Below are 10526 nucleotides of genomic sequence, written 5' to 3' on the forward strand. Positions count from 1 at the left end.
AGCGGGAGAGGGGCTGAAGCTGCAATTGCAGGCGGTGCTCGCGCTCGCAGATCGCTAGCCCCTCTCCCGCGCGCGGGAGAGGGGTTGGGGTGAGGGCAAGCTCTTGATTTTTCCAAAAGAAAACGGGCCCAAAGGGCCCGTTCTCCAAAAACCAACAACCTGCCGACTTAAGCGCCGTGCGCAGCCAACTGGCCCAAACGCTGCACCGCCACCGACACCGTCGGGTAGTCCAGCGTCTTCTGCTCGGCCAGCTCGGCCAGCATTGCCAGGGTGAAGCGCAGGCCACTGTCATCACGGCCCAACCACGCAGCCACCTTGGCCTCCGCGGTCGCACCCTTCATCGACAGCACCTGGCCAGCCAATGCACGCTGATGTGCGGCCAGCTCGTCGCGCAGCACGCCACGGGCAACTGCATGCCAACGGCCGTTGACCTCCAGCGCGTCGATCTGCTCGAACAGCCACGGCATCTGCAGGGCTTCGCCCAGGCGGAAATGGACCTTGGACACGTCCACCGGCTTGAGCTTGCGCGGACGCGCCAGCTCAATGATGTCGAATGCCGGTTCCAGGAACTGCAGTTCGGACAGCTGCTGTGCCAGTGCCGCCGGCAAGCCCTTCTCCTTCCACGCCACAACGCTGGCCTCATAGGCCGGACGCTGCGAATCCGGCAGCACGCCCGAGGCGACGCGGATGTCGTTGAACGGGCCCTGGTAGCGATCCACCGCAGCGGTGATGCCCGGCATCGCGCCCGGACGGGTCAGCAACCAGCGCACGAACGAGCGCTGCAGCTTCCAGATCACTTCCAGTGCGTCCACCTGCACCGCTTCCGGCAAGGTGCCGTCGAGCGCGTCGATCTGCGTCCACAGTGCACGTGCGTCCAGCGTTTCACGGCTGATGGTGTAGGCCTTGGCGACCTCGGCCACGGTGCGGCCGGTGTCTTCCTGCATGCGCATCAGGAAGGTGGCACCCATGCGATTGATGGTCTGGTTGGTCACGGCCGTGGCGATGATTTCGCGCTTCAGGCGGTGACGCTCCATCGCATCGGCGTACTTCTTCTGCAGCGGCTGCGGGAAGTAACGCAGCAGCTCCTTGGACAGGTACGGATCTTCCGGGATGTCCGACTCCAGCAGCTGCTGGAAGGCGACGATCTTGGAATACGACAGCAGTACCGACAGCTCCGGACGGGTCAGGCCCTGGCCGCGCAACTTGCGTGCCGACAGCTCGGCGTCGGACGGCAGGAACTCGATCTGGCGATCCAGCAGGCCCTGCTTTTCAAGCGTGCGGATGAAGTGCTGCTTGGAGCCCAGACGCTTGCTGCTCATCCGCTCCATCAGGCTCAGTGCCTGGTTCTGGCGGTAGTTGTCCATCAGCACCAGCTCGCCAACCTCGTCGGTCATCGAGGCCAGCAGCTTGTTGCGCTGGTCCACGGTGAGCTTCTTGGCACGCACCACATCATTGAGCAGGATCTTGATGTTGACTTCGTGGTCGGAGGTATCCACACCGGCCGAGTTGTCGATGAAGTCGGTGTTGAGCAGCACGCCGACCTGCGCGGCCTCGATGCGGCCGAGCTGGGTCATGCCCAGGTTGCCGCCCTCGCCCACGATCTTGCAGCGCAGCTCGCCACCGTTGACGCGCAGGCCGTTGTTGGCACGGTCGCCGACATCGGCATTGGTCTCGCTGGCCGACTTGACGTAGGTACCGATGCCGCCGTTCCACAGCAGGTCAACCGGTGCCTTCAGCGCGGCATTGATCAGGTCGGTCGGGTTCATCGCCTTGACGCTGGCGTCGATGCCCAGTGCTTCACGCACTTCCGGGGTGATCTCGATCGACTTGAGCGAACGCGGGTAGATACCGCCGCCCTTGCTGATCAGCTTGCTGTCGTAATCAGCCCAGCTCGAACGCGGCACCTTGAACATGCGCGCGCGTTCCTTGAACGAGCTGGCAGCCACCGGGTTCGGGTCGAGGAAGATGTGGCGGTGATCGAAGGCGCAGACCAGGCGGATGTGCTCGGACAGCAGCATGCCGTTGCCGAACACGTCGCCGGACATGTCGCCGACGCCGACCACGGTGAAGTCCTGCTTCTGGCAGTCACGGCCCAACGCACGGAAGTGGCGCTTGACCGACTCCCACGCACCACGCGCGGTGATGCCCATGCCCTTGTGGTCGTAACCGACCGAGCCACCGGAGGCGAACGCGTCGTCCAGCCAGAAACCGTGCGCACGGGCAATGCCGTTGGCGGTGTCGGAGAACGTGGCGGTGCCCTTGTCGGCAGCGACGACCAAGTACGGATCGTCCATGTCATGACGCACCACGCCCTGCGGCGGCACGATCTTGTTGTTGACGATGTTGTCGGTGATGTCGAGCAGGCCGTTGATGAAGCGCTTGTAGCAGGCCACGCCCTCGGCGAACCACGCATCGCGGTCCACCGACGGATCCGGCAGCTGCTTGGCGAAGAAGCCGCCCTTGGAGCCGACCGGCACGATCACGGTGTTCTTGACCATCTGTGCCTTGACCAGACCCAGCACCTCGGTGCGGAAGTCTTCGCGACGGTCCGACCAGCGCAGGCCGCCACGGGCAACCGGGCCGAAGCGCAGATGGGTACCTTCCACACGCGGGCCGCACACGAAGATCTCGCGGTACGGGCGCGGCTTGGGCAGGTCCGGCACCTTGGCGGCGTCGAACTTGAAGCTGATGTAGTCAGCCGGGCCGCCATCGGCGCGCACGCCGTCCTTGCGGACCATGTAATAGCTGGTACGCAGGGTGGCTTCGATCACGCCGATGAAGCTGCGCAGGATGCGGTCTTCGTCCAGGCTGGAGACGCCGTCGAGCAGCTTGATCAGCACTTCGTGGACCAGCGCCATGCGCGCGGCACGGTCGCTCTTGCGCGCCTTGACCACGCCGTCGAGCAGCTTGACGGTGGCAGCGTCGTCACCGGCCAGCTGCTTGAACTGGGCCAGCTGTGCATCCAGCACCGCCTTGTCGGCCGACGGGGTCGGCTCGAAGCGGGCTTCGAACAGTTCCACGATCAGGCGCGCCAGCAGCGGGTAGCGGTTGAAGGTGCCTTCCACATAGGTCTGCGAGAACGGCACGCCGATCTGCAGCAGGTACTTGCAGTAGCCACGCAGCATCGACACCTGACGCCAATCCAGACCGGCGCCCAGCACCAGACGGTTGAAGCCGTCGTTCTCGGCATCGCCGTGCCAGACGCGGGCGAAGGCGTCGCTGAAAGCGGCATTGGCGCTGGCCGGGTCGATCGCACCAATGGTGGATTCGACTTCGAAGTCCTGCACGTAGACCGGCGCTTCGTCGACCATCAGCTTGTACGGGCGCTCGGCGATCACGCGCAGGCCCATGTTTTCCATCATCGGCAGCACGTCGGACAGCGGAATGTCTTCCAGCTGGCGGTACAGCTTCAGGCGCAGGCCATCGACCTCGTCACGACGGATCGCCTGCAGGCTCAGGCGCAGATCGTCCGGGCCGGTCAGTGCATCCAGCTGGGCAACGTCGGCCGCAGCGATTTCGGCGCTGGAGTCTTCGATGTAACCGGCCGGCAAGGCCTTGCCGATACGCGAGGCAATGCGCAGGCCTTCGCCTTCGCCATGGCTGTTGACCAGCGCTTCGCGCAGGTCGTCCTGCCAGTTGCGCAGCACGTGGGCCAGGCGCTTCTCCATGCCCTCCACGTCCAGCTCCAGGCTCTCACCAGCCTTGGGACGCACGATCAGGTGCACCTGGGCCAGCGGCGAATCACCCAATACCACGCTGGAATCGACGTATTCGCCGTGCAGCGCATCCTTCAACATGCTTTCAACGCGCAGGCGCACGTCGGTGTTGAAGCGTTCGCGCGGCAGGAACACCAGTGCCGAGATGAAGCGGCTGAACTTGTCGCGGCGCAGGAACAGGCGGCTACGCACGCGCTCCTGCAGGCCGAGCACGCCCATGGCGGTGCGGAACAGCTCGTCCTCGCTGGACTGGAACAGTTCTTCGCGCGGCAGTGACTCCAGGATGTGGCGCAGTGCCTTGCCGCTGTGGCTGGACAGGCTCAGGCCCGAACGCGCCATCACGTTCTCGTAGCGCTGGCGCACCAGCGGGATCTCCCACGGGCGGCGGTTGTAGGCGCTGGAGGTGAACAGGCCAAGGAAGCGCTGCTCGCCGATGATCTTGCCCTTGGCGTCGAATTCCAGCACGCCGATGTAGTCCATGTAGCCGCCGCGATGGATATGCGAGCGGGCATTGGTCTTGGTCAGGATCAGTGCGTCGTGCAGGCTGCTGGTGGCATTCAGGCCTTCCGCCGCCAGGCCCTTGACCGGGCGCGCGACCATCGTGTCCTTGCCACGCATCAGGCCCAGGCCGGTGCCGTTCTGGGCGACCAGCACTTCTTCCTTGCCCTTCTTCTCCACCTTGTATTCGCGGTAGCCGAAGAAGGTGAAATGGTTGTCGGCGGCCCAGCGCAGGAATTCCTGTGCCTCGGCGCGCGAGGCCTTGCTCACCGGCAACGGACGCTTGCCCAGGTCATCGGCCAGCGCCATCGCCTTGTCGGTCATCGGCTGCCAGTCATTGACGATGGCGCGCACGTCTTCCAGCGCGCCACTGACGCGCTTGGCAACGGCATCCAGCGCATCGGTCGGCTGGCGATCGATCTCCAGCAGCATCACCGATTCCAGCTTGCCCTCGCCCACGCCGGTCAGCTTGCCGGCCTTGTCGCGCCCGATGCTGATCACCGGATGGCCCAGCACGTGCACGCCAATGCCCTGCTCGGCCAGCGCCAGCGTCACTGTGTCCACCAGGAACGGCATGTCGTCGTTGACGATCTGCAGCACGGTATGTGCCGATTCCCAACCGTCAGCCTTCAGCGTCGGGTTGAACACGCGCACGTTGGCCTTGCCCGGCTTGCGGGTGCGGGCGAACTCCAGCATGCCCGCAGCCAGCACCGCCCAATCATCGGCCGAGTGCAGCGTGAACTCATCGGCTTCCATGCGCTTGTAGAACGCCGTAGCAAAAGCCACTGCCTGCGCCTGTGCGGCCGCAGCGGGATAACGCTTCCGCAAGGCTGCAAATACCGGCTCTAGCGAGAGGCCAGCTTCCGCGATGTTCTGCTTCACAGCTGGTTTGGATTTCGTCTTTGCGGACTTGGCAGCACTGTTTTGCGATTTCATGGCAGAGCTTTGGGTGTTGCTCGTTTGGAGAAACCGCGATTGTATCGCTGGTAACAAAAAGAACCTTGCTGCAGGGCCGCATTATCTGCATCGCAATTTTCTGGCGAGCGGTAGCAATGGCCATGGTTTTACTGATAGACGATCAGCAAACGATGTCCGCCACCTGAATCTCATTCGCTCACCAGACACAGTGAAAGACGAATTACGTTGCGGTGTTTCTGAACTGGACGGTATAGTCCACCGCTTATGCAAACCCCCTCTGCCACCTCCGCGCCAACCGACGCGCGTGACCAGCGCGTGCTCGAAGCAGTGCGTGAGCTATTGTCCCAACAAGGCATACACCTGAGTATGGATTCGATAGCGGCGGCGGCGGGTTGTTCCAAGCAGACGCTCTATAGCCGCTACGGCAGCAAACGCGAGCTGCTGCGGCAGGCCATGCAGCTGCATGTGTCCACCGCCACCGCGGCGTTATCCGTATGTGAAGAAAAGCCGCTGCACGAGACCGTGCTGGACTTTGCCATCGGCTACCTCGAGCATCGCAACAAGCCCAATGTCCGTCGCACCGCGCAGCTGATCGGTGCCAGCGTGCATGAGTTCCGCGACGAAGCGCAGTTCATGTACCAGGGAAGCAACGAAGCCCTCCGCAACCATGTCGCTGAATGGATGCAAACCGAGATGCAGCGCGGTCGCCTCAAGCATGACGACCCGCAGTTCATGGCCGAGCTGTTGATCAGCATGATCGCAGGCCAGGATTTTGAACGACAGCGCTTTCACACCCCCTACCGCGATGATCCACAAGAGCGTCGCCGCTGGGCCGAATTTGCCACCGACGGCTTCCTGCGTGCCTTTGCCTGCACGCACCACGCCGCCGCAGCTCCAAATAAAAACAACACCCGGAGTTTCTCCTGATGACCGCCCCACTCCGTCTCCTCGCTCTCACCTGTGCAGCGACACTGAGCCTTGCCGCCTGTAAGAAACCGCAGGAGCAAGCCGCACCGCCCCCGCAGGACGTTGGCGTGGTCGACGCCAAACCGCAGACACTGCCGCTGCAGCGCGAACTGGTGGGGCGACTGTCGCCGTTCCGTTCTGCCGACGTCCGCGCCCGCGTGGCCGGCGTGCTGCAGAAGCGTGTCTATGAAGAAGGCAGCGCGGTCAAGGAAGGCCAGGTGCTGTTCCTGATCGACCCGGCACCACTGCAGGCCGCACTGGCCTCCGCCGAAGGTGCACTGGCCTCGGCCCGCGCCACGTATGCCAACGCGCGCGCCACCGCCACCCGCGCCCGTTCGCTGGCGCCGCAGAGTTATGTGTCCAAGTCCGACCTGGACAGTGCCGAGGCCGCTGAGCGCTCCTCCGCCGCTGCCGTGCAGCAGGCCGAAGCCGCGGTCACAACCGCCCGCATCAACCTCGGCTATGCCCGCGTCAGCGCACCGATCGCTGGCCAGGCCGGCAAGCAGCAGGTCACCGAAGGTGCGCTGGTCGGCCAGGGCGATGTGACCCTGCTGACCACCGTCGATCAGATCGACCCGCTGTACGTGAACTTCTCGATGACCGCCGACGAGCTGAGCCTGCTGCGCGCGGCGCAGGACAAGGGCGCAGTGGCACTGGCTGGCGACGGCAAGACCACCGTGCAGGTCAACCTGCCCGACGGCAGCGCCTACGCGCACGAAGGCTCCCTGGACTTCTCCTCGACCACGGTTGATCCGGCCACCGGCACGGTGTCGCTGCGTGCGCAGCTGCCCAACCCGGACCACATCCTGCTGCCGGGCTCGTTCGTCAGCTTCAAGGCCAACCTGGGCGAGCGCCACAACGCCTTCCTGGTGCCGCAGCAGGCGGTACAGCGCGATACCCAGGGTGGCTACGTGCTGATCGTCGGCAAGGACGGCAAGGTCGCGCGCAAGAACGTCACCCTGGACAACCAGCAGGGCGGCAACTGGCTGGTCTCCTCCGGCCTGGCCGCTGGTGACCAGGTCATTGTTTCGGGCATACAGAAGGTCAAGGAAGGCGCACCGGCCACGGCCAAGCCCTGGCAGCCCGATGCCGCCAAGCCCGCCGCTGGCGCGCCTGCGGCAGCCCCGGCGAAGAAGGAATAACGGGACTCCGTCATGCCTAAATTTTTCATCGAGCATCCCGTCTTCGCCTGGGTGGTGGCGATCCTGATCTCGCTTGGCGGCGTGATCTCGATCCTCAACCTGGGTATCGAGTCCTACCCGAGCGTGGCGCCACCGCAGGTGACGGTCACCGCCAACTATCCGGGCGCCAGCGCGTCCACCGCGGAAAAGTCGGTCACCCAGGTGATCGAGCAGCAGCTGACCGGCATAGACAACCTGATGTACTTCAGCTCGTCGTCCTCCTCCACCGGCGGCGTCACCATCACCCTGACCTTCGACAGCGGCACCGATGCCGACATCGCCCAGGTGCAGGTACAGAACAAGGTGTCACTGGCGACGCCGCGCCTGCCCTCGGAAGTGACCAAACAGGGCGTGGTGGTGGCCAAGGCCAACGCCGGCTTCCTGATGGCCATCGGCGTGCGCTCGGATGATGGCACCGTCGACCGCGATGCCTTGAACGACATCGTTGGCGCGCGCGTGCTGGAACAGGTTTCGCGTGTGCCCGGCGTCGGCAGCACCCAGCAGTTCGGTTCCGAATACGCCATGCGCGTATGGCTGAACCCGGAAAAGCTGCAGGGTTACCATCTGTCGGCAACCGACGTGTACAACGCCATCGGCACCCAGAACCTGCAGTTCGCTGCCGGCTCGGTGGGCGGCGATCCGGCCCCCAACGGCCAGGCCTTCACCGCAACCGTGGCCGCCGAAGGCCGCTACAGCTCGCCGGAAGAGTTCGAGAACACCATCCTGCGGGCCAACAATGACGGCAGCGTCGTCAAGCTGAAGGATGTCGCCACAGTTTCCTTTGGCGCATCCAACTACGGTTTCGACACCAAGTACAACGGCAAGCCGGTGGCGGTGTTCGCCATCCAGCTGCTGCCCGGTGCCAATGCGCTGGACGTGTCCGAGGCCGTGCGCTCGAAGATGGATGAGTTGGCCCCGAGCTTCCCGCCCGGCGTGAGCTGGTTCACCCCGTACGACAGCACCACCTTCGTCACCATCTCGATCGAGGAAGTGGTCCATACCCTGGTCGAAGCCATCATCCTGGTGTTCCTGGTGATGCTGGTGTTCCTGCAGAACTTCCGCGCCACCATCATCCCCACCCTGGTCATTCCGGTTGCCCTGCTCGGCACCTTCATGGGCATGCTGGCGATCGGCTTCACCATCAACCAGCTGACCCTGTTCGCGATGGTGCTCGCGATCGGCATCGTGGTCGATGACGCCATCGTCGTCATCGAAAACGTCGAACGCATCATGACCGAGGAAAAACTCGATCCGAAGCCGGCGACGCAGAAAGCCATGGGCCAGATCACCGGCGCGGTGGTAGCCATCACCGTGGTGCTGGCGGCGGTGTTCATTCCGTCCGCGCTGCAGCCGGGCGCCTCGGGTGAGATCTACAAGCAGTTCGCACTGACCATCGCCATGGCGATGGCATTCTCCGCCCTGCTGGCGCTGACCTTCACTCCGGCGCTGTGTGCGGCCTTCCTCAAGCCCACCCACAACGACAACCCGAACTGGGTCTACCGCACCTTCAACAAGTACTACGGCAAGCTGGAGAAGAGCTACGTCGGCACCGTCGGCGGCGTCATCAAGCACGCTCCGCGTTGGTTGATGGTGTTTGCCCTGCTGCTGGTACTGTGCGGCTTCCTGTTCACCCGCCTGCCGGGCAGCTTCCTGCCCGAAGAAGACCAGGGTTATGCCCTAGCCATCGTGCAGCTGCCGCCGGGTGCTACCAAAACCCGTACCAGCGCCGTGTTCGATCAGCTGCTGGGCACCTTGCAGGACGAGGAAGCCTTTGAAGGCCTGATGCAGATCACCGGCTTCAGCTTCATCGGTGCCGGCGAGAACGTGGGTATGGCCTTCGTCCGCCTCAAGGACTGGAGCGAGCGCAAGGAAACCGCGCCCGAGTTCATCCAGAAAATGAACCAGAAGGCCTACGGCATCAAGGATGCGCAGATCTTCTTCGTCAACCTGCCAACCGTGCAGGGCCTGGGTCAGTTCGGCGGCTTCGACATGTGGCTGCAGGACCGTACCGGCGCAGGCCAGGACGCCTTGATGGATGCGCGCAACACCTTGTTGGGAGCCGCCAGCCAGGACAAGTCGCTGGTCGGCGTACGCCCCAACACGCTGGAGAACGCGCCGCAGCTGCAGTTGAAGGTTGACCGCGTGCAGGCCCAGGCCATGGGCGTGTCGGTCAATGATGTGTATACCGCCATCCAGATGATGCTGGCGCCGGTCTACGTCAACGACTTCTTCTACGGCGGCCGCATCAAGCGCGTCAACATGCAGGCCGATGCGGCCTACCGCACTGGTCCAGAGTCGTTGAACAGCTACTTCGTGCCGAGTTCGCTGAGCAAGGACGCAACCGGCCAGCCGGCGATGATCCCGCTCAGCGCGGTGGTGAAGTCGGAGTGGATCTACGCCCCGCCGGCCCTGAACCGCTACAACGGCTATTCGGCAGTCAACATCGTCGGTGCGCCGGCGCCGGGCGGCAGCTCCGGTCAGGCCATGAGCACGATGGAGCGGTTGGTGCATGACGACCTGCCGGTTGGCTTCGGCTTCGACTGGTCAGGCATGTCCTACCAGGAAATCCTCGCCGGCAACGCCGCAACGCTGTTGATGGTGTTGTCGATCGTGGTGGTGTTCCTGTGCCTGGCGGCGTTGTATGAAAGCTGGTCGATCCCGGTCTCGGTGCTGCTGGTGGTGCCGATCGGCATCCTCGGTGCGGTGGTGTTCTCGCTGATGCGCGGCCTGCCGAACGATCTGTACTTCAAGATCGGCATGGTGACGGTGATTGGCCTGGCGGCGAAGAACGCGATTCTTATCGTCGAGTTCGCGGTGGAGCAGCGTGCTGCCGGCAAGACCTTGCGCGAAGCCACCATCGAAGCGGCGCATCTGCGTTTCCGCCCGATCCTGATGACCTCGTTCGCCTTCATCCTCGGTGTGCTGCCGATGGCCATCTCCACCGGTGCCGGCGCCAATGCCCGTCACTCGCTGGGTACTGGCGTCATCGGTGGCATGTTGTTCGCCACCGTGATCGGCGTGTTGCTGATCCCGCTGTTCTTCGTGAGCGTGCGGCGCATGCTCGGCGACAAGCTGGACGAGCAGTCCAAGGAGTACATCGCGCAGCACAAGGTGCACGCGATCCAGAAGGACCGCTGATACCCCAAAAGCCCCGGCAATGCCGGGGCTTTTTCTTGGCCCTTGTGTAGTGCCGAGCCATGCTCGGCAGAGGCATTACCGGCAAACTCAATGCCGAGCATGGCTCGGC

Annotated in this window: 3 protein-coding genes and 1 pseudogene; 3 read left to right on the forward strand and 1 reads right to left on the reverse strand. The window is 64.0% G+C overall.

The features are described from left to right. Nucleotides 1-167: 167 nt before the first annotated feature. A complete protein-coding gene (locus QMX78_RS17360) occupies nt 168-5150 on the reverse strand; it encodes an NAD-glutamate dehydrogenase domain-containing protein (protein ID WP_282271861.1) in 4983 nt (1660 codons plus the stop codon). Between the two features lie 447 nt (nt 5151-5597). Between QMX78_RS17360 and QMX78_RS17365 the strand changes: the two genes are divergently transcribed. The 3 genes and pseudogenes from QMX78_RS17365 (at nt 5598) to QMX78_RS17375 (ending at nt 10417) form a co-directional block, all read left to right on the forward strand. Then, nucleotides 5598-6059 carry a TetR/AcrR family transcriptional regulator C-terminal domain-containing protein gene (locus QMX78_RS17365; RefSeq protein ID WP_282271864.1) on the forward strand — a complete coding sequence of 154 codons (462 nt, stop codon included), beginning with the start codon at nt 5598-5600 and terminating at the stop codon, nt 6057-6059. Then, a pseudogene (locus tag QMX78_RS17370) lies at nt 6059-7207 on the forward strand (efflux RND transporter periplasmic adaptor subunit); the annotation flags it as partial. The gene QMX78_RS17365 and the pseudogene QMX78_RS17370, both read left to right, overlap by 1 nt. A 45-nt stretch (nt 7208-7252) precedes the next feature. Then, nucleotides 7253-10417, forward strand: coding sequence for an efflux RND transporter permease subunit (locus QMX78_RS17375; protein ID WP_282271863.1), 3165 nt, complete (start codon nt 7253-7255; stop codon nt 10415-10417). Nucleotides 10418-10526 lie beyond the last annotated feature (109 nt).

Source organism: Stenotrophomonas sp. PS02298, from assembly GCF_029959445.1.
GTDB lineage: Bacteria > Pseudomonadota > Gammaproteobacteria > Xanthomonadales > Xanthomonadaceae > Stenotrophomonas.